Origin of the sequence: uncultured Polaribacter sp. (assembly GCF_947495205.1) — a bacterium.
In the GTDB taxonomy this organism is placed as follows: domain Bacteria; phylum Bacteroidota; class Bacteroidia; order Flavobacteriales; family Flavobacteriaceae; genus Polaribacter.
On sequence record NZ_CANLXV010000002.1, the window covers coordinates 142,085 to 168,014 of the forward strand.

Annotated in this window: 20 protein-coding genes; 7 read left to right on the forward strand and 13 right to left on the reverse strand. The window is 29.9% G+C overall.

The features are described from left to right. Positions 1–335 precede the first annotated feature (335 nt). The 7 genes from Q0762_RS02850 (at position 336) to Q0762_RS02880 (ending at position 11,402) form a co-directional block, all read left to right on the forward strand. The gene (locus tag Q0762_RS02850) at positions 336–2,732 is read left to right on the forward strand and encodes a TonB-dependent receptor (RefSeq protein ID WP_298763365.1); all 2,397 of its coding nucleotides are present in this window, start codon (positions 336–338) and stop codon (positions 2,730–2,732) included. Between the two features lie 27 nt (positions 2,733–2,759). After that, positions 2,760–3,665 carry an ABC transporter substrate-binding protein gene (locus Q0762_RS02855; RefSeq protein ID WP_298763367.1) on the forward strand — a complete coding sequence of 302 codons (906 nt, stop codon included), beginning with the start codon at positions 2,760–2,762 and terminating at the stop codon, positions 3,663–3,665. A 323-nt stretch (positions 3,666–3,988) separates the two neighbouring features. Continuing rightward, positions 3,989–4,852, forward strand: a complete 864-nt coding sequence (locus Q0762_RS02860; RefSeq protein ID WP_298763369.1) for an RNA polymerase sigma factor RpoD/SigA — start codon at positions 3,989–3,991, stop codon at positions 4,850–4,852. A 223-nt stretch (positions 4,853–5,075) separates the two neighbouring features. Continuing rightward, positions 5,076–6,272: a hypothetical protein gene (locus tag Q0762_RS02865; protein WP_298763371.1), complete on the forward strand. Its 1,197-nt coding sequence runs from the start codon at positions 5,076–5,078 to the stop codon at positions 6,270–6,272. 6 nt (positions 6,273–6,278) lie between these two features. After that, complete coding sequence (locus Q0762_RS02870) at positions 6,279–6,851, forward strand: hypothetical protein (RefSeq protein ID WP_298763373.1); 573 nt, start codon at positions 6,279–6,281, stop codon at positions 6,849–6,851. Next, entirely contained in the window at positions 6,835–10,542 is a 3,708-nt protein-coding gene (locus Q0762_RS02875) for an ATP-binding protein (protein ID WP_298763374.1), read from the forward strand. Before Q0762_RS02870 ends, Q0762_RS02875 begins: the two co-directional genes overlap by 17 nt. Further along, a complete protein-coding gene (locus Q0762_RS02880; RefSeq protein ID WP_298763376.1) occupies positions 10,542–11,402 on the forward strand; it encodes a hypothetical protein in 861 nt (286 codons plus the stop codon). Before Q0762_RS02875 ends, Q0762_RS02880 begins: the two co-directional genes overlap by 1 nt. Positions 11,403–11,611: 209 nt before the next feature. Here the strand turns inward: Q0762_RS02880 and Q0762_RS02885 are convergent, their stop codons facing one another. From Q0762_RS02885 to nrfD, 13 genes are all read right to left on the reverse strand, one after another. Then, on the reverse strand, positions 11,612–11,902 hold the full coding sequence (locus Q0762_RS02885) for a heavy-metal-associated domain-containing protein (RefSeq protein ID WP_298763377.1): 291 nt from the start codon (positions 11,900–11,902) through the stop codon (positions 11,612–11,614). Next, positions 11,884–12,249: a rhodanese-like domain-containing protein gene (locus Q0762_RS02890; RefSeq protein ID WP_298763379.1), complete on the reverse strand. Its 366-nt coding sequence runs from the start codon at positions 12,247–12,249 to the stop codon at positions 11,884–11,886. Before Q0762_RS02890 ends, Q0762_RS02885 begins: the two co-directional genes overlap by 19 nt. Before the next feature lie 7 nt (positions 12,250–12,256). Beyond that, positions 12,257–13,663: a rhodanese-like domain-containing protein gene (locus Q0762_RS02895; RefSeq protein WP_298763381.1), complete on the reverse strand. Its 1,407-nt coding sequence runs from the start codon at positions 13,661–13,663 to the stop codon at positions 12,257–12,259. 82 nt (positions 13,664–13,745) lie between these two features. Next, positions 13,746–15,470 (reverse strand): SulP family inorganic anion transporter, encoded by a 1,725-nt coding sequence (locus Q0762_RS02900; RefSeq protein ID WP_298763382.1) that lies wholly within the window; start codon positions 15,468–15,470, stop codon positions 13,746–13,748. 118 nt (positions 15,471–15,588) lie between these two features. Then, complete coding sequence (ruvB, locus tag Q0762_RS02905; protein WP_298763384.1) at positions 15,589–16,611, reverse strand: Holliday junction branch migration DNA helicase RuvB; 1,023 nt, start codon at positions 16,609–16,611, stop codon at positions 15,589–15,591. 65 nt (positions 16,612–16,676) lie between these two features. Continuing rightward, positions 16,677–17,543 (reverse strand): mechanosensitive ion channel domain-containing protein, encoded by an 867-nt coding sequence (locus Q0762_RS02910; RefSeq protein ID WP_298763386.1) that lies wholly within the window; start codon positions 17,541–17,543, stop codon positions 16,677–16,679. A 1-nt stretch (position 17,544) separates the two neighbouring features. Next, the gene (locus Q0762_RS02915; protein ID WP_298763388.1) at positions 17,545–18,729 is read right to left on the reverse strand and encodes a hypothetical protein; all 1,185 of its coding nucleotides are present in this window, start codon (positions 18,727–18,729) and stop codon (positions 17,545–17,547) included. A 109-nt stretch (positions 18,730–18,838) separates the two neighbouring features. Further along, the gene (locus Q0762_RS02920) at positions 18,839–20,620 is read right to left on the reverse strand and encodes a cbb3-type cytochrome c oxidase subunit I (protein WP_298763390.1); all 1,782 of its coding nucleotides are present in this window, start codon (positions 20,618–20,620) and stop codon (positions 18,839–18,841) included. Positions 20,621–20,656: 36 nt separating this feature from the next. Further along, positions 20,657–21,664, reverse strand: a complete 1,008-nt coding sequence (locus tag Q0762_RS02925; protein WP_298763392.1) for a cytochrome c oxidase subunit II — start codon at positions 21,662–21,664, stop codon at positions 20,657–20,659. A gap of 39 nt (positions 21,665–21,703) precedes the next feature. Beyond that, a complete protein-coding gene (locus Q0762_RS02930) occupies positions 21,704–23,089 on the reverse strand; it encodes a quinol:cytochrome C oxidoreductase (protein ID WP_298763393.1) in 1,386 nt (461 codons plus the stop codon). A 26-nt stretch (positions 23,090–23,115) separates the two neighbouring features. Continuing rightward, a complete protein-coding gene (locus Q0762_RS02935) occupies positions 23,116–23,664 on the reverse strand; it encodes a cytochrome c (protein ID WP_298763395.1) in 549 nt (182 codons plus the stop codon). Positions 23,665–23,674: 10 nt separating this feature from the next. After that, on the reverse strand, positions 23,675–24,202 hold the full coding sequence (locus tag Q0762_RS02940; protein WP_298763397.1) for a DUF3341 domain-containing protein: 528 nt from the start codon (positions 24,200–24,202) through the stop codon (positions 23,675–23,677). 2 nt (positions 24,203–24,204) lie between these two features. Then, positions 24,205–25,914: an NrfD/PsrC family molybdoenzyme membrane anchor subunit gene (nrfD, locus tag Q0762_RS02945; protein ID WP_298763398.1), complete on the reverse strand. Its 1,710-nt coding sequence runs from the start codon at positions 25,912–25,914 to the stop codon at positions 24,205–24,207. Positions 25,915–25,930 lie beyond the last annotated feature (16 nt).

Sequence of the window (25,930 nt, forward strand, 5' to 3'; positions counted from 1 at the left end):
GTGTTCTCATAAAGGGGTGCTAATTTTAGTTTTTGGTTTTTAGTTTTTAGTTTTTAGTCCTGTTAGACTTTTAAACTTTTAAACTTTTAACTTTTAAACTCTAAAAGGCTGAGATCATACCCAAGGAACCTAGAACAGGTAATGCTGTTTAGGGAAATTAGAACTTGACGAAATTAATAGTTGTTGTTTTAAGCGCAGTTAAGAGTTTGTATAAACTTTTAGTTGTACGTTTAAAGTATTAAAAACTAAAGGTTTTACAGTTCAAAAAACTAATTATTCAAATTATAATCACAAGAATAATTACCTCTTTTTATTCGTTTTAAAAATCATTTAAAATGAAGAAAATTACATTTCTTTTATTCTTGTTTGCAAACATTATTGCAAACGCCCAACAATTTACACTTTCTGGTAAAGTAGTAGATCAAAACAAAAAACCTTTGGCAGGAGCTACTATTGTAGTTAAAGAGCTAAAAAAAGGTACTTCTACAGACAAATCTGGTAATTTTAGTTTTAATTTAAAAAAAGGAACGTACACAGTAGAAGTTTCGTTTTTAGGATACAAAAAAGTATCTGAAAAAATTACAATTGCAAAAGATGAGTATTATTTAATTCAGCTTAATGCAACGTTTTCTGTTTTAGATGAAATTTTAGTTTCTGCGGTTCGTGTAAATGCAGATGTACCTGTAACGTTTTCTAATTTGTCTAAAAAGGAAATTGCAAAACGTAATTTAGGACAAGACATTCCTATTTTATTAAATTATTTACCAAACGTAGTTTCATCATCAGACGCTGGTGCAGGTGTTGGTTATACGTATTTAAATGTGCGTGGTTCTAACAGCGAAAGAATCAATGTTACCATTAATGGTATACCTTATAACGATGCTGAAAGTCAAGGTACTTTTTGGGTAAATTTAGGAGATTTTGCTTCTTCTACAGAAAACTTACAATTACAACGTGGTGTAGGAACATCAACCAACGGTTCTGGTGCTTTTGGTGCGAGTTTAAACATTTTAACAGATGCTATTTCTGAAGATGCTTTTGGAGAAATTTCTAATTCTTTTGGTTCTTTTAATACCAGAAAACATACGGTAAAGTTTAGTACAGGTAAAATTAACGATCATATAGAAATTGCAGGACGTTTGTCTAACATTTATTCTGATGGTTATGTAGACAGAGCTTTTGCAGATTTAAAATCTTACTTTTTACAGGGTAGTTATACAGATGAAAATACCTTAATTAAAGCAGTAACCTTTGGAGGAGAAGAGCAAACTTACCAAGCATGGTTTGGTTTAACTGCAGAACAATTGGCTGAAGATAGAAGACAAAACCCTTATACGTATGATAATGAAACAGATAATTATCAACAAGATCATTATCAATTGCATTGGAATGAAAAATGGAATGATGAATGGAGTACAAATTTAGGTTTAAACTACACCAAAGGTGCTGGTTTTTTTGAACAATTTAGAGATGATACAGATGAAATTGATTTATATAATGGAATTGTAGTTGCCACTGATATTAGAGTTGAAAATGATGGAACAGAAACTCCAATTACAGATGTTATTGTAAGACGTTGGTTAGATAATGATTTTTATGTTGCCAATTTTAATGCAAATTACAAGACAGACGAAATTAACTTTATAACAGGTGTTTCTTATTCTAATTATACAGGAGACCATTTTGGAGAAGTTATTTGGTCTAAAGAATTATCTGAAGATAGTTTTATTAGAGATCGTTATTATTTTTCTGATGCTACTAAAAATGATATTTCTGTATTTGCAAAAGCTACGTTTAGTATTTCAGAAAAACTGTCTGGTTATTTAGATTTACAAGGACGTTTTGTAAGTTACCAAACCAAAGGTTTAACTTCAGATAGAGTTCCTATTGATGTTGATACTAATTTTGATTTCTTTAACCCTAAGTTTGGTTTTACCTATAAAATTAACAGTCAGAATAATTTATATACTTCTTTTGCAGTTGCTAATAGAGAACCTAATAGAAACGATTTTGAAAACAGTATTATTACAAAAAAAGAAGTAGTCCCAGAAACACTTTATGATTATGAGCTAGGTTGGAGATTAAATTCTGAAAACATTAAATTAAACACTAATATTTATTATATGGTTTATGACAACCAATTAGTTTTAACAGGTGCTTTAAATGATGTTGGAGCTGCTATTAGAGAAAATTCTAAAGAAAGTTATAGATTAGGTTTAGAAATTGACGCAGATATTACACTTTCTGAAGAATTTTCTATTAAACCTAATATTGCAATAAGCTCAAATAAAAATTTAAACTTTACAAGAAACTTAAATGGTAGTGAGCAAAATCTTGGAACTACAAATCTTTCTTTTTCGCCAAATATAGTTGCTGGTAACATATTTACATATAAACCTAAAAAAAATATACAAATATCACTTTTATCTAAATATGTTGGTAAGCAATATTTAAGTAATTTAAATAGTGCTGTCTCTAATAACGATATTTTAGATGGCTTTTTTACTAGCGATTTAAATTTTATTTATCAAATAAATCCTAAAAATATTTTTAAATCGATTACCATTACTGCATTAGTAAATAACGTTTTTAGTAAAGAATATGTTGATAGAGGTTATTATGGAACTTTTGATTTTGAAGATAGGGCTGGAAACACAATTACTGGTGACTTTACAGGCTTTTATCCGCAAGCAACCAGAAACTTTTTAGTCGGTGCAACGTTACGTTTTTAATAAGTTACATTTTAATAATTTATAAAGATGAAAACACTAAAACTAGCCTTAGATTGGACGCCCAATATAAATCATATTGGTTTCTTTATTGCCAAAGAAAAAGGATTTTATGCTGCTGAAAATATTTCTTTAGACATAATAAATCCTTTAGAAGACAATTATACAGTTACACCAGGTAAAAAGCTAGAATTAGATATGGCAGATTTTGCCATTGCTCCTTTTGAAACTGTTATTAGCTTAAACAACAAGTCTAATAAGGTAGATGCTATTGCAATTTATGCCATTTTACAAGAAGATTTAAGTAGTATTGCTTCTTTAAAATCTAACAATTTAACAAATCCAAAAATGTTAGATGGTAAAATTTATGCTTCTTACAAAGCGCGTTATGAAGATAAAATAATTGAAGAACTTGTAAGAAACAATGGTGGTAAAGGTAAATTTGAAATTACCTATCCAGATAAATTAGGTATTTGGAATAGATTAATTGAAGGAAAAGCAGACGCCACTTGGATTTTTGATAATTGGGAAGGTGTAGAAGCTGCAGGAAAAAATATTGCTTTAAACACATGGTCTTTAAAAGATTCTGATATTCCTTATGGCTATTCTCCTATTGTAATTGCTAAAAATGCGAATTTAAAAAAGCATAAACAAGTGTATGAAAACTTTATTAAAGCAACTCAAAAAGGGTTTCTATTTGCAACAAATAATGCCTTAGAATCTATTGCTATTTTAGAGAAATATGTAACCAATTACGATAAGGAAAACATCAACCTAGAACAAACATTAGCAGTAACAAAACAGTATTTTGGTACAAACGCTACTTGTGGTTTTATGGATAAACAAAAAGTAGATTTATTTTTAAATTGGTTGGTAGAAAAAGGTTTGGAAACTAATAAGATTTTAGCGCAAGAATTATTTAAAAATCTACTTTAAAATAAGATCTAAAAAATCTTATTTTTATCAAAAAAAAGTAATTTTAATCCTAAAAAAGGTTAAAAAATACACAAAAAGAGTCGTTTTTAGTTAAAAACGGCTCTTTTTTCGTATATTACAAATTCATGAAAAACCAAACTATTTACCATCAAAAAAAAGCAACTATTTATCCCTTCATCTGTACTACAACTCTTGTAGCTTTAGATAAATTTATTCCTCCTGCTTTTTAAGTAAACTTCCTTTTTGTTTTTCATTTCTATAAAAAAGAACCTCGTTTCTTTTACATCCTAACTATTATCATTTTTTAAAATAACAAAACCCACATGAGACAACTTAAAATTGTAAAGCAAGTAACCAACAGAGATGCAAAATCTTTAGAAAAATATTTTCAAGAAATTAGTAAAATTGGTTTAATTACTGCTGATGAAGAAGTAGAATTGGCTTTAAAAATTAAAAAAGGAAATACCAAAGCTTTAAATACTTTGGTACGTGCAAATTTAAGATTTGTAGTTTCTGTGGCCAAACAGTATCAAGGCCAAGGTTTAAAACTGTCTGATTTGATAAATGAAGGAAATGTAGGTTTGGTAAAAGCCGCAAAACGTTTTGATGAAACTAGAGGTTTTAAGTTTATTTCTTACGCTGTTTGGTGGATTCGTCAGTCTATTATGCAAGCTTTAGCGGAACAATCTAGAATTGTACGTTTGCCCTTAAATAAAATTGGAAGTATTAGTAAAATAAAGAAAATTTATGCCAGTTTAGAGCAAAATGGAGAAAGAGAACCAACTCATAAAGAAATTGCGCAAAAATTAGATATGTCCGAGCATGAAGTAGCACAAGCCATGAAAAATTCTGGCAGACATATTTCTATGGATGCACCTTTTAAAGAAGGCGAAGACAGTAATCTTTACAACGTTTTACAGTCTGATGAATCTCCAAAACCAGATAAAAATTTAATGAAACAATCTTTAAATATAGAGATAGATAGGGCTTTAAATACACTTACTTTTAAGGAAGCCAAAGTAATTAAAATGTTCTACGGAATTGGCAACGAAACGGCTACAAGTTTAGCAGAAATTGGCGAAAAATTTGATTTATCTAGAGAACGAGTTAGACAGGTAAAGCAAAGAGCAATTAAACGTTTACAGTCTGCTTCTAAAACACAAATGTTAAGAACCTATTTAGGGTAAGAAATATAAATTTGAATAAAATTAGAAATAGAAATCTCCAGTTGAAAAACTTGAGGTTTTTTTGTTGTAAAACAAGGGTTTTCACTGTTTGCTTTTTGAATAAAAAACACGAACTTCGCTTTAAGTCTATGTAACATTAAAAAATGAAATAACCCTTTATTGCGCATTATACAAAAACTCATTAAAATTTAAAATTAAAAAGCCAACGCTCGAAACCAAAGAAATGAACACCTTCAATGACATAAAAGAATTAGTAACCGCTTTGAAAAGAGAGGAAAAACTCATATCTGAAATGTTCAGCAAAAGGAAATCCATTGACTACAAATTAAATGATGCTCTAGAACTTGTTGATTATGAAGAGAGTCGTATTGACTTATTAATTCAAAAAGCTGTAATTAGACAAAATGGAGATTTTTTGGAACTTGATGGCCAATTTCTGGAGTTTTTTGAGCAAGTTCTGTATGTGAGTGAAGAAATAAACCTTTCATATATTGATGAAAATATAAAAAACATAAAAGAAAACATTGTTTACTTTTTAAATGAGTCAAGCGAAAACAGAAGATACGCTTACTTACGATTTATTAAAAAAACTTTTCGAAATATGGGACTTATCACACTTAGAAGTGTGGTGGATTTGAGACGAAATATTGAGAACACTTTTAAGAATGAATCGAATTACAAAAACAAACAATTAAAACTAGAAAATCTTGATGAGAAAAGAACAGTAGTAACAAAATTGATACAACAAACACTTTCACTCATTAATGAGGAAGAACTTACCTTTTTTAATAGAGCTCTAGATGAAGAATTGGGTAGAATCATTATTGAACTAAAAAATCAGTTAGGAGAATGCTCACACAACCTAATTGAAATAGAAAAACAAATAATTGATTATCTAAACCAAATAAAACAACAAGGAAGGTTTTTAGAAAAGCTAAGAAAACTGAAATACTTAAAAGACAATTTTATTATAGAAGCAGAAACTAACATCAAACAGATAGTTTCAAACAAAAATGAAGTCATTTTTGAAACAAAACTTAATGAATCTATAAACTTATCTATTGACTTTCTTAGAGAAGACGAACGAGCTTTTAATGCAATTAAGAGAATTGCTAAAAATCATAGAGACAGACTACTTTTTAAACCAGAAATGGCAGAGCGTATTTCTAATGACTATCTTGACAATAATATTGAAGAAGAGATAATGGTAAATCTAGAAGAAGTAAGAAACCGTTTCATTGCAACAAGCGATAATTTATTCAATTTTATTTTAAACTATGACTTTTTGAAAGAGGTAGAATTTAATGAAAGAGTCACTATTTTTTGTCAAATTATTTCTCAGTATGAAGAAGAATTACAAATACAAGATAATTACCAAACCACCAATGGCGTTGAATATGCTATGGTATTTTCAAGATAACTTTTAATGATTACAAAATATACATCAGAAATTTTTAACATGCTTCGCAAGGGACAATTTATATGTTCAAATAGTCCTGATGATGACATTAAAAAACTTTACAAAGTTTTAGAAGATGAGGAAACTTTTGAAGACTTACACGAATTTTTTTATCAAATTAATTACATATTAGAGCAAGGTAACGAATATTATTATTTCAGTCGAAAAGAAAATAATGCAGACTTAGATAGAAAACTAGAAAAAGCCTTTAATTGGATTGATATTCTGGACTTTTTTAAAACTTTCGATACCTCTTTTGATGTCGGCTTAAGGTTTTCGCCATCAGACATTGTAAATCAATTAAAAAATAATGCTGATTTAAAAACGAAATTGGAAAAGCTTAAAAAAGTAAGTGGAGATAAAAAAACTAATTCTGAACGCATAAAAAAAATAATTGAAAAACTAGAAAAAGATAATTTCATATCCTTAGAAAATGAGATAACTGAAACTTACAAAGTGCTTACATCTTTTAATTATTTGAAAGACATTATAACTACTATTAATATTCCAGAAGAAATAGAAAATGAGATACCTGAATAAAATAGTTTTTATAAATAGTGCATCTGTAAAATATGCTGAAATCGAACTAGATGGAAATGTTCACTTAATTGGAACGCAAGGCGTAGGAAAAAGCACACTACTTCGTGCTATATTATTTTTTTACAATGCTAATAAAACCAAGCTTGGAATTCCGAAACAAAAGAAAGGATTTGATGATTATTACTTTCAGTATCAGAACTCTTACATCGTTTATCAAATACTAAAAGACAACATCCCTTTTTGTGTTTTAGCCTATAAAGTAAATGGTAAAGTTGCATTCCGATTTTTTAATTCTGCCTATAACAGAGAATTATTTATTGACAATAACAATAAAGCTTTTGAAAGTTGGGACAGTATCAGAAATGCATTTGGTAAAGAAATTTATTATACCAAACTCATAAAGAGTTACGACGAATATCGCAGAATCATTTATGGGGACAATAGCGCTTTAAAACCTGAATTTAAAAAGTATGCTCTAGCAGAAAGTAAGCAGTACCAAAATATACCAAGAACTATTCAAAATGTGCTTCTAAACACCAATCTTGAAGCAAAATTTATTAAAGATACCATCATAAATTCTTTAAATGACGAGGAGTTTATAATAGATATTGAGAATTATGCAAAAAATCATTTGCGTGACTTTGAAACTCAAATTAATGATATTAAAATTTGGTTTAAAGAAAACAGAAAAGGACTGATAGTTGTTAGAAAGCAAGCTGATAAAATAGTTGACCGATATAGAGCTTACAATTTTCTCAAAAGAGAAACAAAGGAATTAGCTTATCAGTTAGCTAATAGAATGAATTTTATAGAAAACGAAAAACCTATTTTAAATTCTAATTATTCCAAAGAAAATAATGAATTAAATGTTATAACAAAAAAAAGAGAAAACTTAGTAAAAACACATCGTAGAAGAGAACAAGATATTGTTTCTGATTTAAAACTAATTACAACAGAATTAGCAAAAGCTAAACGGAAACTAACAGAATACCAAAATCAAAACATTAAAGAAATTATTTCAAAAGTTTCAAAAAAAGAAACGCTAACTATTGAGCAAAGGACTTTAGAAGAGGAAAAAAATCTACTCACCTCAAAATTTGCAGAAATTAGTCAAAAATTTGAGGCTCTTATAAAACAAATTCAAAACCAACAGCAGGAGTTTACAAACAAACAGAACTCAGATATCATTAAAATAAAAAGTGATTATGGAGAACATAAATCCTTAGTATTTGAAAGGTATCAAAAAATGATAATTCAAATCAATGATGAAAACAAAGACGAAATAGATTCCGTAAATAAAGATTTAGAGAATATAAAAGAGAATGAAAATAGGGTAAAGAGACAAAAATCGGAATTAAAATATAAAACCTTTTTCTCGACTGAGATTGAAAAATGTAAAGCGAATAAAAAAACACTTGACGATAAAGTTTCAAGCTCAAAAAACAAGATTGTAAATGCACAGAACGAAACAAAAACAATTCGTAAAGAATGGGAATTAGAAACAAAAGAAGTAGAAAGAAACTTTAATTCTTCCGTTGAGAAAGAAAACGAAGCGAGTAAAAAACTAGCTTTAAAAATTGGGGAAATTGAAAACAAAATTCGGCAAAACAAATCTTCACTTTATGGCTGGTTAAACGATAACATTAACAATTGGCAAAATACAATAGGAAAAGTAATTGACGAAGAAAATGTACTTTTCAACACAGAGCTAAATCCAAAACTAATTGATAGTAATTCGGCTACTCTATTTGGTGTAGAGTTAAACTTAAACACTTTAAAAAACAGAATTAAATCAGTAAAAGAATACCAACGCGACATTGAAGAGCACAAATTTAAGATTAATGAAATCCAAAATAGTATTCAACAGCTAAATACTAATAAAGAAAATAGTTTACAAAAACTGAAGACAAAATTTGGTAAAAAACTAAAGGACTTTAAAGACCTTGTAGCAGAAAATGAATATACCATTTCTCAAAGCCAAGAGAAATTAAAAAGCAATAAAATTGATTTAGAAGAATGGATTCTAAAAGCTAAATCAGAAAAGGAAACTGTTCTACAAAAACTAAAGGATGATTTAAATAAAATTGCATCAAAGAAATTAAAAGCCGAAGAAGTTTTAGACAACATTAATAAAGGAATAAAGCGAAAAATAAGCCTAAAGGAAAAAGAGCGACTTACAGAAATTAAGGTTTTAGAAGAAACTAAGAATAAGAAAATTTCCGTAATAAATAATTCTATATCAAATAATAATTCAGCATCTGATAAACGAATTCACGAATTAAAGAAAGAGCAAAGTTCTGAATTAGAAAACAAAGGGGCTGATACAAAAAGGCTTAGCCATATAGAAAGTAGATTAAGCCAAATTAAGTCGAACCTAGAGTACATAAAAGAGAACGAAACACTTGTTATAGAATATAATAAAGACAAAAGAGAACTCTTTGACAATGTACCTCAATTAAAAGTTGATAAATCTAGTTTAGAGAAAAAACAAAGTACAATAATCAATGAACATAAAATTGAGCTGAATAAAGTCAACACAAAATGGACTAAACAAGAAGAATTTGTTAAATCAATACAAATCCAAATTAATGAATTTGATAATGACTTAAAGGATTTTGAAAGTTTTAAGCTCTCAGATGCATTTCTAAATATTAAAAGCTATTACGAAATTCCTGAACCTATTGCTGATTTTGATGAACAGAAGAAAGCCTCAACAATAATCAAAGAAATTATTGATAAGCATTCAAAAAGTCTAAGCACATATGAAGAACTAAGACAAGCTGTTAACTTATTTAATGGGAACTTTAATGAAACTAATCTTTTTAGCTTCAAAACAAAATTAATTACAAAAGACGATTTTCTAAACTTTGCATTCGAGCTAAAAGAGTTTATTGAAGAAGATAAAATTAAAGAATATGAAAAACGTGTAAATAATAGGTTTGCACACATTATTCATTTAATTGGCAGAGAAACAACAGAGCTGAACTCTAAACAAGGCGAAATTGAAAAAATAATCAAAAAAATAAATGATGATTTCCTAGGCAAAAACTTTATAGAAGCTATCAAGACAATGGAAATAAGAACGTTAGAAAGTTCAAATCCCATCGTAAAATTATTGATTAAGATAAAAGAGTTTAATGATGAAAATAGTTTAGTTTTAGGAGAATCAAATCTTTTTACCTCTTCAGAAAGTAACACAAAAAATCAAAAAGCAGTTGACCTACTGAAGCAACTTGTTAAAGAGTTAGAGAAATCAAAAAACACGAATTTAACGCTATCCGAATCTTTTGACCTACAATTTAGAATCATAGAAAACGATAACGACTCTGGTTGGGTGGAGAAGCTTTCTAATGTAGGAAGTAATGGTACAGATATTTTAGTTAAAGCAATGATTAATATTTCGTTATTGAATGTTTTTAAAATTGATGCTTCAAAGAAATTTAAAGATTTTAAGCTTCATTGTATGATGGACGAAATAGGAACACTTCATCCTACAAATCAAAAAGGAATTTTGAGATTTGCCAATGAAAGAAATATTTTACTCATCAATGGTTCGCCAACAAGTCAAAATGCAACAGATTATAAATACACTTATAAATTAGCCAAAGAACAGTCTAAAACTAATTCTAAAAAATACATTACTAAAATTAACAGATTGATTAAAAAAGTAAACACTAAAGTTCTTAATTAATGAAGTTAAGCTTAAAAATAGCAAAAGTTTTAGTACAGCTAATCAATGGCGAATCAATACCAAATAGTTTGGCTAAAAGTAGTCTAATAGATGCTTTAGTTGCTGAAAATATTATTCACCGAAAAGGAAAGCATAAAAAGTCTCTAGAGTTAATCAATGAAAAAGAACTGCATACATATCTTGCAAATCAATTACAGATTAAAGATATATATGGCTATATTTCATTAAAAGAGAATCCAAATGCTACGCGTGCAGAATCAACCAAAATAACAACAAATTCTAAGGTTTCAAAGGAGAGAGCTTTTAAAGGGTTTTTAGTAAATAGTTATAATTCTATAACGGCTGAGCTAAACAACAATGCTATAATCATTAATCCTCAAAAAGGAAGTTTTATTTTTATTTATGATTATGAATCTTTTAAAATCCCTAAAGAGGTAACAGTAGTTGGCGTTGAAAATACAAAAAATTTTAGTCAGATTCACAAACAGAAATACTTGTTTAAAAACATTAATCCATTATTTATATCACGTTATCCACAAAACCAAAGTAAAGACTTTATAAAATGGATGAAATCTATTCCAAATAATTATATACATTTTGGAGATTTCGATATTGCAGGAATTGGAATTTATATAAATGAATATAAGAAACATTTATCGGAAAAAGCGTCCTTGTTTATTCCTAAAAATATTAAAATTGATTTGAAAAAAGGAAATAGAGAACGATATGATAAACAAAGAATAAATTTTAAGATAGATGATATACAAGAGCTAAAAGTGTTAGATTTAATTGAATTAATTAGAAAAGAAAAAAAAGGTTTAGACCAAGAATATTATATTGAAACAAATAGCCAACGCTAAATGCCATAAACATTTATAGTGGCATCATGCAAGTATTAAAAAAATTGCAGGTAGCGTATGTTTTTTTTGCCAACGCTTTATCTAAAGTAAGTAACAAAATTTGGAAAAGAAACATTTAAAAATAAAAATTCGACTCATGTATATTCCAAAAAATCAGCACCTTTCTATACGCTTAATTTCATTTAGTAGACGTTATCAAATAAACCTATTTAAGACTCTACCCTACCTACAGCACAACTTACAAAAGATTTTGCTTTGTGTAAAACTGTATTTTCGTCGCCTTCTTCTGGGTAGCCTAATTTAGAAAGTTTTGTTTTTACCTTTACTAAATCTATATTTTCTGAAGTTACAGTAACCATAGATTTCTCAACATCAATATGTACTTCATGTATATTTTCTAAACCTAATAAGCCTTTTTTAATGGTAGCAGCACAACCACCACATTTTAAATTTTCTATTTGAATAGTTGTTGTCATAATTGCTAATTTTCTTTTTTCCATTGATTAAATCCTCCTAAAACATTGTAGACTTCAAAGCCTTTTTCTTTTAAAAGCTTACAGGCTTTTACACTTCTATTTCCGCTTCTACACACTAAATAGACTGGTTTTGTTTTATCTAATTTTTTAGTTACTTTTTCGGTAAAATCGGTGTCAAAATAATTAACAAAAAGTGCTGTTTTTATGGCTCCTTGTTTTATTTCTTTAGGTGTTCTAACATCCATAAGCTGAATAGTATCTTCATTTAAAAGTACTTTTAATTCTTTTGTAGTAATTGTTTTTATATTTTCTTGTGTACTGCAGCTCATAAAAAATAAACTACAAATAACTATTTTAAAAAAATATTTCATTTTTTTATTATTTTAAAGTGGAAGGACAAACAAACGCTGTTGTTTTAATTGCTGTTTTTTTTATTGCTGCATAACCACCAGCAACATCAATTACATTATGAAAACCTCTTGCTTTTAAAATAGAAGCAGCAATTACCGAGCGATAACCACCAGCACAATGCACATAAAAAGGAGCTTTTTGTGGAAATGCTGTAATGTGATTATTTAAGAAATCTAAAGGTGTATTGGTTACGTTTTCTATATGTTCACTTGAGTATTCACCAGGCTTTCTAACATCAAAAACTAAATCGTTTTCCTTTATTTTTTCTTCTAGCGCTAAAGCTGATACAGATTGTAAAACATCAATTTCCTTTTCGGCATTTTTCCAAGCATTAAAACTTCCTTCTAAATAACCCAAAACATTATCAAAACCAACACGAGATAATCTGGTAATTGTATCCTCTTCTTTGCCTATTGGAGCTACCAATAAAATAGGTTGTGCAATATCTTTAATTAAAGCCCCAACCCAAGGCGCAAAACCTCCATTAATTCCTATAAAAATAGATTGTGGTATAAAACCTTGTATAAAATCTTCTTGATGTCTTACGTCTAAAATTAAAGCATTTGTTGAATTTGCTATGTGTTCAAAATCTTTAACAGATAAAGGTTTTGCACTATTTTTAAGAACATCGTCTATAGATTTATAACCTTGTTTATTTAACTGTACATTTAAAGGAAAATAAGCGGGTGGTGGTAATAAACCGTCTGTAACTTCTTTTATAAATTCTTCTTTAGACATATCTGCTCTTAGAGCATAATTGGTCTTTTTCTGATTGCCAATTGTGCCTACAGTTTCTTTACTTAGGTTTTTACCACAAGCAGAACCAGCACCATGAGCAGGATATACAATTACATCATCTGCCAAAGGCATTATTTTATTTCTTAAACTGTCATATAAAAAACCGGCTAAATCTTTTTCTGTAACATCAGATTTTTGAGCTAAATCTGGTCTCCCAACATCACCTAAAAACAAAGTGTCTCCGCTAAAAAGTGCATGATTTTTTCCGTTTTTATCTTTTAATAAATAGCAAGAACTTTCTAAAGTGTGTCCTGGAGTGTGTAAAACTGTAATAGTAATATCTCCTACTTTAAAAACCTGATTATCTTCTGCAATTATTGCATCAAAATCTGTTTTTGCAGTAGGTCCAAATACTATTTTTGCTCCTGTTTTTTCAGCTAAAGTTACGTGTCCGCTTACAAAATCTGCATGAAAATGCGTTTCGAAAATATATTTAATAGTAGCTTTATCTTTAGCTGCTTTGTCTATATAATCTTGCACTTCTCTTAATGGATCTATAATGGCTACTTCTCCATTACTTTCTATATAATAAGCACCTTGTGCTAAACAACCTGTATAAATTTGTTCTATAGTCATAGATATTGTATTATTCTTAATTTATATTACAAATCTACAAACGATCTTTAATCTTTTCAGTGACCTTTGTTACCAAGTATTATTAATAGGATTGATGTATGTATTTTGAATATTTTTCTTGATTGCTCCTATCGCCAGTTTTATAAAACTTTACAGCTTGATTTGCACGCATAAAAAAATGATTGATATTTATGATATCTAAAATTCCACTTTTAAATAAATCATCTCTTACTGGACCTTTTACTCCGGCAAAATAGAACACAATATCTCTTTTTTGGAAGTATTTTATGCGTTCTTTTAACATTTCTACACCTGTACTATCTACTCTATTTATACTTTCTGCATCTAAAACAATTAATTTTAGTTTGTTTTCTTTCTTGTAGATCATTTCTTCTAACTTATCTCTAAAATAACTAGAATTTGCATAAAAAAGTTGTGCATCAAATCGAAATACCAAAATATCACTTTCTATTTCTACTTCGTTAAAACGTTCTTTATTTCTGTAAAAATTAGAATTGGGTACTTTACCTAATTCTGCCACATGTGGTCTAGAGGTTCTGTAAATTAGCACGATTAAAGATAAACCTACACCAACTATTATACCATATTTAATACCTAAAAATAAGGTTGCCAAAAGAGTAGCTAACATTAAATAAAAATCTAGTTTATTGGCTTTCCATAAAAAACGAGCTTCTTTTACATTTATCAACCCAAAAACGGCCACAATAATTATTGCCGCTAAAACTGTTTTTGGTAAATGATAAAATAAAGGAGTTAAAAATAGCAATGTAATTACTACCATAAGTACAGCAATTAAAGCAGCCATACCTGTTTTTGCACCACTTTCTTGATTAATGGCAGATCTAGAAAAACTAGATGTTGTTGGATATGCTTTAAACATAGATCCTATTAAATTTGCAAAACCTAGAGCTATTAACTCTTGATTTGGTCTTACTCTATACTCATCTTGTTTGGCTTCTAAAGATTTACCTATAGAAATTGTTTCTAAATAACCTACCATTACCAAGGTTAGGGCAATTGGCAACAGTTCTTTAACCTGAGAAAAATCTAAATCTGGCACACTAAATTTTGGTAATCCAGAAGGAATGTCTTTTACAATAGAAACCTCTATAAACGTTGTTTTAAAGAATTTCATTAGTACTATTCCTAAAACAACAACAATTAATGCATTGGGTATTTTTTTATGAATTTTTCTAAAAAACACGATAATTGCCATACTTGCAAAACCAATTGCGGTTGTGTGGTAATTAAAATCTGAAATTTGCAAATAAATATCTTTTAAGATGATATGGAATTGATCACTTTGAACAAAATCTACTCCAAAAAGATTTCTAAATTGATTGATACCAATGGTAAAAGCCACGGCAGATGTAAAACCTGTAATTACCGGTTTTGATAAAAAATTTACAATAAAACCTAAGCTAAAAAAGCCCATTATTAGTTGAATTGCACCAACCATAAATGCTAACAAAATAGCTATTGAAATATAACTTTCTGAACCCGCTAAAGCCAGTGTAGAAACACCTGTTGCAACTATAAGAGAATCCATAGCTACAGGACCAATAGCTACCTGACGAGAAGATCCAAAAATAGCATACATAACTTGCGGTACTAAAGCACAATACAAACCATAAATTGGTGGTAAACCTGCAATTAGTGCATAAGCAATGCCTTGTGGAATTAAAATAATACCAACAGTTATACCTGCAACCAAATCTCCTTTAAACAAGGCAGTGTTGTAATTAGGTAACCATTCTAAAATAGGTATAATTTTTTTGATATTCATAAGCCCATCCTAACCTTCCCTAGAGGAAGAGATTCTTACTCTTGTATTCTTGTTTTAACTTTACTTTTCGACTTTCAGACTTTAGACTTTAGACTTTAGACTTTAGACTTTAGACTAATCAAAACAACTCTCCTTGATTTCTTCCTTTAGTTTTTCCTAAATGTTTATACGCTAAATCTGTAACCTCTCTACCTCTAGGAGTTCGCATAATAAAACCTTGTTGTATTAAAAAAGGTTCGTAAACTTCTTCTATGGTCTCTGTATTTTCGCTTACGGCAGTTGCTATAGTAGAAATTCCTACAGGGCCTCCCTTAAATTTATCTATAATAGTTGCTAAAATCTTATTATCCATTTCATCTAAACCATGTGCATCTACATTTAAAGCTTTTAATGCATATTTAGCAATTTCTATGTTGATACTTCCATTCCCTTTAATTTGTGCAAAATCTCTTACTCTTCTTAATAAAGCATTGGCAATTCTAGGTGTTCCTCTACTTCTACCTGCAATTTCTATTGCGCCTTCCATAGAAATTGGTACCCCTAAAATATGTGCACTTCTCTGAATAATTGTGGTAAGTAATTCTGTTTTATAATAATGTAACCTGCTACTTATACCAAATCTTGCGCGCATTGGCGCTGTTAACAAACCAGATCTAGTTGTTGCACCAATTAAGGTAAAGGGTTCTAAATGTATTTGAACAGTTCTTGCATTTGGGCCAGACTCAATCATAATATCGATTTTATAGTCTTCCATAGCAGAATATAAATACTCTTCTACAATAGGGCTTAAACGATGTATCTCATCAATAAAAAGTACGTCTCGCTCATCTAAATTAGTTAATAAACCTGCTAAATCTCCTGGTTTATCTAAAACAGGGCCAGAAGTAACTTTTATACCAACTTGTAATTCATTTGCTAAAATATGGGCTAAAGTAGTTTTTCCCAATCCTGGAGGTCCGTGAAAAAGCGTATGATCTAAAGCTTCATTTCTTTGATTTGCTGCTTCAACAAAAATCTTTAAATTTTCTATTGCCTGATCTTGACCCGTAAAATCATCAAAGGAAAGTGGACGCAATTTTACTTCTACATCTAACTCTTCATTTGATAAGTTATCATTTTCAGGATTTAAGTTTTCGTTCATAAAAACAAAGATAATTTATTTTACCCTAAACTATTGTAACTTTTATTACTCAAAAAGAGCTCTTTTTAATTATAAATACCGGCTTCTATAAATGCTTTCTTAGAAGATTCTGTTACATCACCTTCAAATAATTTTTCATAACGCGCATCTAACACATATGCTTTTACTACCACTTTTGTTGCTGCATGATCATCAAAATGATCAAAAAATAAAATGGTAATAGGCCTATCTATGTTTAAATAACGAGAAGTAATTGCAGCTTCTTCTACAATTTTTCTAATTTCAGTAACATCAACATTAATTGGCAACCAAAGGTTAATAACCACCATACAATCTAATGCTCCTGAATTGGCATTTGAAATACTGTCAGAAATTATGGCCGAATTTGGTATTGTTACTGTATTATCATCTAAAGTATTTACAATTGTATTTCTTAAACCAATATTTACAACTTCACCATAATTGCCCTTTATATTGATACGATCTCCTATTTGAAATGGTCTATCTAAGATAATTAATAATCCTCCAAAAATATTTTTAACAATATCTTGCAAAGCAAAACCTAATGCTAAGGCAGACGACCCCATTAATGCGTAAATAGCTTCTGCAGAAGGATTAAAAAGTGTAATAATTAATGTATAAACCGCTAAAGTCCATACCAAGATCTTAACAATAGGTTGTAACCTTAATATTTTTAAACGATGCCTATTGAAGTTTTTAACTAGATTCTTAAAAAACCAGTCTAATAATTTCATTAATCCCCAAGTAAGAATAATAACTACCAAAATGGTTAATACTTTAGTGATGGAAATAACCTCAGTAGCTGTAGAAATTGTGTTACCTACATTATTTTTAACAGCACTAACCGTTTTTTCTTGAGCAAAACTAAAAAGAGAAAACGTATATAAAAGAATGGTGAAAGCAGTTTTCATATTATCTAAAATTTCTATTTAAACGTTCTCTTAACAACTCCTTTAAACTGTCTAAATACATTAAATTAATTCTATATTCTATTCTTTTATTTAAATTAGATGTAAGTCGAATTAATTGTTTTTCTAACAATTTTTCTATACTTAATCTGCTTTGCCTGTCAGAATTTCTTAAAACAATATTCAATTCTTTAATAGATAATGATCTATGTTGAAAAATAGCTTCTAAAATAAATAAGTCATTTAAAGATAAATCATCAAAAACTCTAATTTTAATAGGCTTAATAAAAACCGTTTTTTCTTTTACATTGTATGCAGAATTTCTAGCATATAAGATAGCTTTAGAAATATTTCCTTTTGAAAAGTTTGCTAATTTTTTAAAAAATATGTTTTCTAATATAACCTGTCGCTCTTCCTTTGTGGCCTTTTTTAATTGTTTCTCTAACTTTTTAGAAAGGTTGTTAGGTTTTAAAAATACTGTTTGATATCCATCATTTCTATTTACAATTTCAGCCTTTAGTTGTTCTTCTAAAATAGGTTTTAAATGAATAATAGATGAAAAGTGAGAAGAAAAATATTTGACTCTATTTAAGTAGTAAAAAGAATATTTGTTAATTGAAATAATCCAATAAATTTTAGATTTGGTTGCATGTAAAAAAAGTAAAAAATCTTCTAATAAATCAAAACCTCGAATTCTTCTTATAAAAAGTCGTTCAATATTTTCGAGAATAATTATATGGTTATCTTCTGAAGTATTTATGTATTTTTCTAGATCTTTTAAAGATTTAAATTCAATATCAATACGCAAAACAGTAGTTAATAAAACTAATAATTTTTTGTAAGAATCTACAGCATGATTTGTTTCTAAAATTTTAGCTGTTGGATAAATATATGTACTTGCATGCAGTAAAGATGTTCCTCCTTCACCAGGATCATTTACAACCAAAAGCGGAGCATTTGTAATTTTCCAATTTTCAAAAGCAAGCTCTAAACTTTTTAATTCTGACTCTCTATTTTTTAAGAAATCTTTATTTTGTAATGGATATAAAGTAAAACGCTCTAAATATTCTTCTGGTAACTGAACTTTCTCCTCAGCTTCTGCAATTACAGAAACCTCGTTTTTCTTGTCTATATCAAAAAGTTTATAAAGAAAACTAATACCGTTTTCTAATTTATCTAAAAAAATCATTTTTACAATTGTTAAGCTTAGCTAAGATACAGAAACTATCATAAAGTTATAAAAAACAAAAAACCTTTCCGTAAACGAAAAGGTTTCTATTAAAAAATTTACCATTAATTTAAGATGGCTCTTCGCCTTCTAATAAAGGTGTAGTTTGTAAAACATAATCTTGACCATGTAAGTAATCACTATCATCATCTTCAGCATCTACACGCTTACTGTAATCATACGCCCATCTATGAACCTCAGGTAATTTCCCAGGCCAATTACCATGCACATGTTCAACAGGTGTAGTCCATTCTAACGTATTAGACTTCCAAGGGTTTTGTGTTGCTTTTTCACCTCTATACATAGAAATAAAGAAATTTGCAATAAAGAAAATTTGTGCAACTCCTCCAACTAAAGCAAATATTGTAATTACAACATTGATATCTGCTAAATCATCAAACATAGGAAAGTTTGTATTTGTATAATATCTTCTTGGTAAACCTGCTAACCCTATGAAATGCATTGGCCAAAATACTCCATAAGCACAAATTATTGTTATCCAAAAATGCCAATATCCTAAAGTTTTATTCATCATTCTACCATACATTTTAGGAAACCAGTGATAAACACCAGCATACATTCCGAAAATTGCAGAAACACCCATTACCAAGTGAAAGTGAGCCACAACGAAATAAGTATCATGAATGTTAATATCTAATGCAGAATCTCCTAATACCAACCCTGTTAAACCTCCTGTAACGAAAGTAGAAACCAATCCGATTGAGAATAACATGGCTGGATTTAATTGCAGATTACCTTTCCATAATGTAGTAACATAATTGAATGCTTTTACTGCTGATGGTATTGCAATTAATAAAGTTGTAAATGTAAATACAGAACCTAAAAATGGATTCATACCCGAAATAAACATGTGGTGACCCCAAACAATTGTAGATAAAAATGCAATCGCCATAATAGAACCAATCATTGCTCTATATCCAAAAATTGGTTTTCTAGCATTTGTAGAAATAATTTCTGACGTAATACCTAAAGCTGGTAATAAAACAATATACACCTCAGGGTGCCCTAAGAACCAGAATAAATGTTCAAATAATACGGGTGAACCACCTTGATAATGAAGAACCTCTCCTGAAATAAAAATATCTGATAAATAAAATGATGTACCAAAACTTCTATCGAAAACTAGCAGTAATGCAGCTGACAATAATACTGGGAAAGAAACTACACCAATAATCGCAGTAATAAAGAAAGCCCAAATTGTTAATGGCAATCTTGTCATTTTCATTCCTTTTGTACGTAAATTCAAAACAGTAACAATATAATTAAGCGCTCCAATTAAAGAAGAAGCTATAAATATTGCCATAGATACCAACCAAAGCGTCATCCCTGTACCAGAACCTGGTATAGCTTGAGGTAGCGCACTTAAAGGAGGATAAATTGTCCAACCTGCCGCCGCTGGTCCTGCTTCGACAAATAACGAAATAACCATTACAACACTAGATAAAAAGAACAACCAATAAGACACCATATTAAGGAATCCTGAGGCCATATCTCTTGCACCAATTTGCAAAGGAATTAATAGATTACTAAACGTTCCACTTAAACCAGCAGTTAATACAAAAAATACCATAATAGTACCATGTATTGTTACCAGTGCTAAATAAATATCAGGATCCATGATTCCATCTGTTTGATGTGAACCTAAAAAAGCTTCTACAACAGAGAATGATGTGTCTGGCCACGCTAATTGCAAACGAAAAAGCATTGACATTAATACTGCAATGATTCCCATAAACATACCAGTTACCAAGAACTGCTTAGAAATCATTTTATGATCGTGACTAAAAATGTATTTTGTTACAAATGTTTCTTTATGATGATGATCTGACATAACCTTAATTTTATTTGTATTTTATTTTTTTTAAATTTATTGAATTACCTCTGATAAAGTTGGTTGTTCTGACAACCACTTATTATACTCATCTTCTTCTACAACAGTAATTTTCATTTGCATATTGTAGTGAGAAGCACCACAAATCTTATTACATAACAATAAATAATCAAAAATATAAGGATCCTCTCCTTTTGCTTTTCTTATTTTATTGATACCAATAGATTTCTCTATCACCTCTGGTTGATTTCTCATTTCTTCTGTAGTGTATTTTGGCGTAAATCCAAACTCTGTAACCATACCTGGCACACAATTCATTTGTGCTCTAAAGTGTGGCATATATGCAGAATGTAAAACGTCTTGAGATCTAAATTTAAAATGCACCTTTCTACCTTTAGGTAAATACAACTCTGTAACTTGTTTATCATCTATACTGTTTTTATCAGACATATCTACACCCATAGTGTTGATACCTTTGATAAAATTAACATTTCCAAGACCTAATGTATTGTCTGCACCTGCGTATCTCGCATCCCATCTAAATTGTTGAGAATAAACCTCTATAACAATAGCATCTTCTTCGCTAGACAGATCCATTACATTGTTCCATTGCCATAAACCATAACCAATTAATCCTACTAAAACAATAGCTGGTGTAACTGTCCATATGAATTCTAACTTATGACTATCTGCATAAAACTTTGCTTTTTTATCTTTACTCCCTCTATATTTAAAAGTGAAGTAAAAAATTAAAAACTGCATGATAAACTGCACAATACCAATCAGCCAAAAAGTAATGTCAAATAAATTATCATCATGTTCTCCTTCATAAGAAGCAGATTCTGGTAGCATAATAACATTCATAAAGATTAAGCAATAAATCATCATTGCATAAAAGAACGCCATAAAATACATGGCATATTTACCTTGAGCAGCATTGTCTTTATCTGTGGCAATAGATTCTCTAAGATTTAAAATCCTAGTGATTTGCCAAACACTTACACCAATTGCAACACCTATAAAAATATAAAATAGAGCTAGCATATATCTTTTCTTAATTTATTATTTAAATTCAATTATTTCTTAATGATGATCGTTTGATCCTTCTCCCGTATGTTCAATATTGTAGTAATGAAAATGTTCACTTTCCTTCAAAAATGGATTCGCAACTGGAATTGGATTTGCCTTCGAAAATGCATTTAATGTAGTGTAGATTATCAAACCAATAAAAAACAAAACAGCGCCTATTTCCGGTATTCCAAAGAACCATTGTCCACCAACTGTTCCAGGCATTACCATTACAAATACATCAATGTAATGACCTGCTAAAATTACTACACCTCCAATAAAAACAAACCATGGTCTACTTTTAAAATCGCTATTTAGTAATAACAAAACAGGGAAAACAAAATTCATTACAACCATTGCTAAAAAAGGTAATTTATATTCTGTAAATCTAGCTACAAAATATGTAGTTTCTTCAGGAATATCTGCATACCAAATCAACATAAATTGAGCGAACCATAAGTACGTCCAAAAAACAGAAAAACCGAACATAAATTTTGCCAAGTCATGTATATGACTATCATTTATTTCTGGCAATGCACCTTTAGATCTTAAATAGATTGTAAAAAATGCAATTACTGTTAACGCACTTACTAATAAAGTAGCCAAAACATACCAAGCAAATAAGGTAGAGAACCAGTGAGGATCAAATCCCATTATCCAATCCCAAGACATCAACGTTTCTGTAATCATAAATAAAAACAAAAATATAACTGATGCATTATAGTTCTTCTTATACGTTTTTAGTCCGTCGTTAGCCGTATCTTCTTTAATAGAACTTTTTCTGATGAAAAATCTGTATAAATTCCATACCACTAAATAAATAATACTTCTAACAATGAATCCAGTTGAATTAATCCACCAAGATTTTCCTGCCACAATAGCGTCATAATTTTCACTTGTAGGATCAAAAGTCCCCTCTTTCATCCAAGGAAATAAATGATTATAATGCATTACAGACAGAATCAAAACAATCGCCATCAAGATAGATACAGGTAAAAGATTTGCTGTAATTGCCTCCATAACCCTTAATAGAACTACGGACCAACCTACCTGTGCAACTCGCTGTATTGCGTAAAATACCAAAACTAAAAGTGTCAGACCTAGAGAGAAAAACAACGCAACATAAAATGCCGACCAAGGTCTATTTTTCATTTGATGCAAAACGTGCTCTTCATGTTTGGCGATTTCACTAGCAGAGTGTCCTTGTTTAGGAACAGAATCATCATGAGCCGTTTCAGCGTGACTGGTATCACCATGAGCTCCATGAGAAGATTCAATAGCATGTTTAGCATCATTTATAGTAATTTTAGAACCACTATAAAAACCTAATGCTATACCTATAGCACCTAAAATGATAAGTACTAATGAGAATGTTTTTAATTTACCTGAGAATTGATACATATCTTTAATATTCTACCTTTATTACTCTACTTTAACAAATCTGCACGCAATACTTCAACATATTGTGCTATTTGCCAACGTTCTTTATAAGTTAATTGTCCTGAATGAGATCCCATCAAGTTTTTTCCATGCATTAAAACATGATAAATACTACCCTCTGTTATATCTCTATCTTTATAATTTGGAATACCTGCAAACTTTTCTGAAGTTGCTAAATAACCTTGACCAGCTCCTTTTTTACCATGACAAGAAATACAGTAAATGGTATACATTTTCTTACCATTATCTAAATTCTTTTCATTTTTCTCTAAAGGAGATTTTAAAGTGGTTTTAGCCAATTCATAACCTTCAATTGTATCAGGAATATCGTAAGATGGCGTTCCTCCTCTTGGAATTGTACCTGCTACTGGTCTACTATTTACCGGATTTCCGCCTAAACCATTCTCTGCATCTACATCATAAGGTATAGACTCATACATATCTGGCATGTACTGGTATTGTCTTGTCTTTTTATCGTTACAAGCAATTAAACTTGTAAGAACTACTATAGCAATAATTAATTTAAAATTCTTCATCGTCTCTATATTAGTGCTTCTCTACTACGTTAATTTCAACAGCACCTGTTTTTGCTAACAAATCAGTTAATTCTTCCTCGTTATTGTTTACAGGAATTTCCATTAAAAAATGATCATCCGTTGTTCTTGGATCTGGATTTTCTGCTTCTTTAAAAGGCCATATTCTACTTCTCATGTAAAAAGTAATCACCATTAAGTGCGCCGCAAAAAAGACAGTCAATTCAAACATAATTGGCACGAATGCTGGCATGTTTTCCATCCATGAAAAACTTGGTTTACCTCCAATATCTTGAGGCCAATCTTCTATCATCATATAATTCGTCATCCAAATAGCTACAGATAAACCTGTAATACCATAAAAGAATGCCGTAATAGCTAATTTTGTAGGTGCTAAACCCATAGCTTTGTCTAGACCATGAACAGGAAAAGGACAAAACACTTCTTCTATATGATGATGCTCTGCTTTTACAGTATGAACTGCATCTAACAAAACTTCGTCATCATTATAAAACGCATGTATAACTTTTGATGATTCCATAATTATCCGTTTAATAAGTTTTTAGCTTGTTCTGCCCAATTGTCTCTTTCTGCTCTACCAGGAAAAGAACCCGTAATTGAATCTAACAAATCATATTCCTCTTTCGTCATTTTACTTACTTGTTCAAAAGTAAATAAGCCAATTCCATTTAATACACCTTCTAATTTAGGGCCTACTCCGCTGATTTTCTTTAAATCATCAGCAGTTTGCGTATTGGGATCAAATTTTCCTAATTTATCAAAAAGCACATTAATTTTGTCTTCATTATCGTTTACTGCAACAACAGGTTCTGTAACAACAGTATTGATTGCAGGTTTACTAGGAATACCTTGTTCTCTTCTCTTCTTATAAAATTCACCTGAAGACTTTAAAATTGTTTTAACTTCTGCTTGGGCAATTACTGGAAAAGTTCTTGCATAAAGTAAAAATAAAACAAAGAAGAAACCAATTGTACCAATAAATATACCTACATCAACAAAAGTTGGCTCAAATCTCCACCAAGTAGAAGGTAAATGACCTTTACTTAATACGATTGCGATAATATCAAAACGCTCAAACCACATACCTATGTTAATAAATATTGAGATGATAAAAGACCAAATAAAACTTCTTCTAATTTTCTTTATCCACAAGAACTGAGGTGTTAATATGTTAAAGAATAAAAGCGAATAAAATGCCCATGCATATGGTCCAGTTGCTGCACCTACAGATAAATAAGTGTAATTTTCATATGGTGAACCCGTGTACCATGCAATAAAAAATTCAGTTGCATACGCTACAGCCACAATACCTCCAGTTAAAATAATTACAATATTCATGTACTCTACATGTAAACGTGTAATGTAGTCTTCCATATTTGTAACCTTACGCATTATCCCTAATAAGGTTTGTACCATTGCAAATCCTGAGAAAATTGCACCAGCTACAAAGTAAGGAGGAAATATTGTTGAGTGCCATCCTGGGTTAATTGAAGTAGCAAAGTCCATAGATACAATAGTATGTACAGAAAGTACTAAAGGTGTAGCCAAACCTGCAAGTACCAAAGATACCTCTTCAAAACGTTGCCAATCTTTAGCTCTACCTGACCAACCAAAACTTAATAATGCATATATTTTCTTTTGAAAAGGCTTTACAGCTCTATCTCTAATCATTGCAAAATCTGGTAATAAACCTGTCCACCAGAAAACTAATGAAACCGATAAATAAGTAGAAATTGCAAATACATCCCACAATAAAGGTGAATTAAAGTTTACCCAAAGTGAACCAAATTGATTTGGAATAGGTAATACCCAAAATGCATTCCATGGACGTCCCATGTGTATAATTGGAAACAATCCTGCCTGAAATACGGCAAAAATTGTCATTGCTTCCGCTGAACGGTTTATGGCCATTCTCCATTTCTGGCGAAATAATAATAGTACTGCAGAAATTAATGTTCCTGCGTGACCAATACCTACCCACCATACAAAGTTTGTGATATCCCAAGCCCAACCAATGTTTTTGCTTAATCCCCAAACTCCAATACCTGTTCCTACTGTATAAAAAATACAGCCAAAACCCCATAGCATTGCTGCTAAAGATATTGCAAATGCGATGTACCAATGTTTATTTGCTTTACCTTCTATAGGTTTCGCAATATCTTCAGTAATATCATGGTAACTTTTATCACCTAAAACTAAAGGTTCCCTTATGGGTGCTTCGTAATGAGACATATTTTTATATCTTAAA

What these genes read in the sequence shown, in the direction of transcription:
- Q0762_RS02850 (WP_298763365.1), top strand. Translation starts at nt 336, where the DNA reads ATGAAGAAAATTACATTTCTTTTATTCTTGTTTGCAAACATTATTGCA.
- Q0762_RS02855 (WP_298763367.1), top strand. Translation starts at nt 2,760, where the DNA reads ATGAAAACACTAAAACTAGCCTTAGATTGGACGCCCAATATAAATCAT.
- Q0762_RS02860 (WP_298763369.1), top strand. Translation starts at nt 3,989, where the DNA reads ATGAGACAACTTAAAATTGTAAAGCAAGTAACCAACAGAGATGCAAAA.
- Q0762_RS02865 (WP_298763371.1), top strand. Translation starts at nt 5,076, where the DNA reads ATGAACACCTTCAATGACATAAAAGAATTAGTAACCGCTTTGAAAAGA.
- Q0762_RS02870 (WP_298763373.1), top strand. Translation starts at nt 6,279, where the DNA reads ATGATTACAAAATATACATCAGAAATTTTTAACATGCTTCGCAAGGGA.
- Q0762_RS02875 (WP_298763374.1), top strand. Translation starts at nt 6,835, where the DNA reads ATGAGATACCTGAATAAAATAGTTTTTATAAATAGTGCATCTGTAAAA.
- Q0762_RS02880 (WP_298763376.1), top strand. Translation starts at nt 10,542, where the DNA reads ATGAAGTTAAGCTTAAAAATAGCAAAAGTTTTAGTACAGCTAATCAAT.
- Q0762_RS02885 (WP_298763377.1), bottom strand. Translation starts at nt 11,902, where the DNA reads ATGGAAAAAAGAAAATTAGCAATTATGACAACAACTATTCAAATAGAA.
- Q0762_RS02890 (WP_298763379.1), bottom strand. Translation starts at nt 12,249, where the DNA reads ATGAAATATTTTTTTAAAATAGTTATTTGTAGTTTATTTTTTATGAGC.
- Q0762_RS02895 (WP_298763381.1), bottom strand. Translation starts at nt 13,663, where the DNA reads ATGACTATAGAACAAATTTATACAGGTTGTTTAGCACAAGGTGCTTAT.
- Q0762_RS02900 (WP_298763382.1), bottom strand. Translation starts at nt 15,470, where the DNA reads ATGAATATCAAAAAAATTATACCTATTTTAGAATGGTTACCTAATTAC.
- ruvB (WP_298763384.1), bottom strand. Translation starts at nt 16,611, where the DNA reads ATGAACGAAAACTTAAATCCTGAAAATGATAACTTATCAAATGAAGAG.
- Q0762_RS02910 (WP_298763386.1), bottom strand. Translation starts at nt 17,543, where the DNA reads ATGAAAACTGCTTTCACCATTCTTTTATATACGTTTTCTCTTTTTAGT.
- Q0762_RS02915 (WP_298763388.1), bottom strand. Translation starts at nt 18,729, where the DNA reads ATGATTTTTTTAGATAAATTAGAAAACGGTATTAGTTTTCTTTATAAA.
- Q0762_RS02920 (WP_298763390.1), bottom strand. Translation starts at nt 20,620, where the DNA reads ATGTCAGATCATCATCATAAAGAAACATTTGTAACAAAATACATTTTT.
- Q0762_RS02925 (WP_298763392.1), bottom strand. Translation starts at nt 21,664, where the DNA reads ATGCTAGCTCTATTTTATATTTTTATAGGTGTTGCAATTGGTGTAAGT.
- Q0762_RS02930 (WP_298763393.1), bottom strand. Translation starts at nt 23,089, where the DNA reads ATGTATCAATTCTCAGGTAAATTAAAAACATTCTCATTAGTACTTATC.
- Q0762_RS02935 (WP_298763395.1), bottom strand. Translation starts at nt 23,664, where the DNA reads ATGAAGAATTTTAAATTAATTATTGCTATAGTAGTTCTTACAAGTTTA.
- Q0762_RS02940 (WP_298763397.1), bottom strand. Translation starts at nt 24,202, where the DNA reads ATGGAATCATCAAAAGTTATACATGCGTTTTATAATGATGACGAAGTT.
- nrfD (WP_298763398.1), bottom strand. Translation starts at nt 25,914, where the DNA reads ATGTCTCATTACGAAGCACCCATAAGGGAACCTTTAGTTTTAGGTGAT.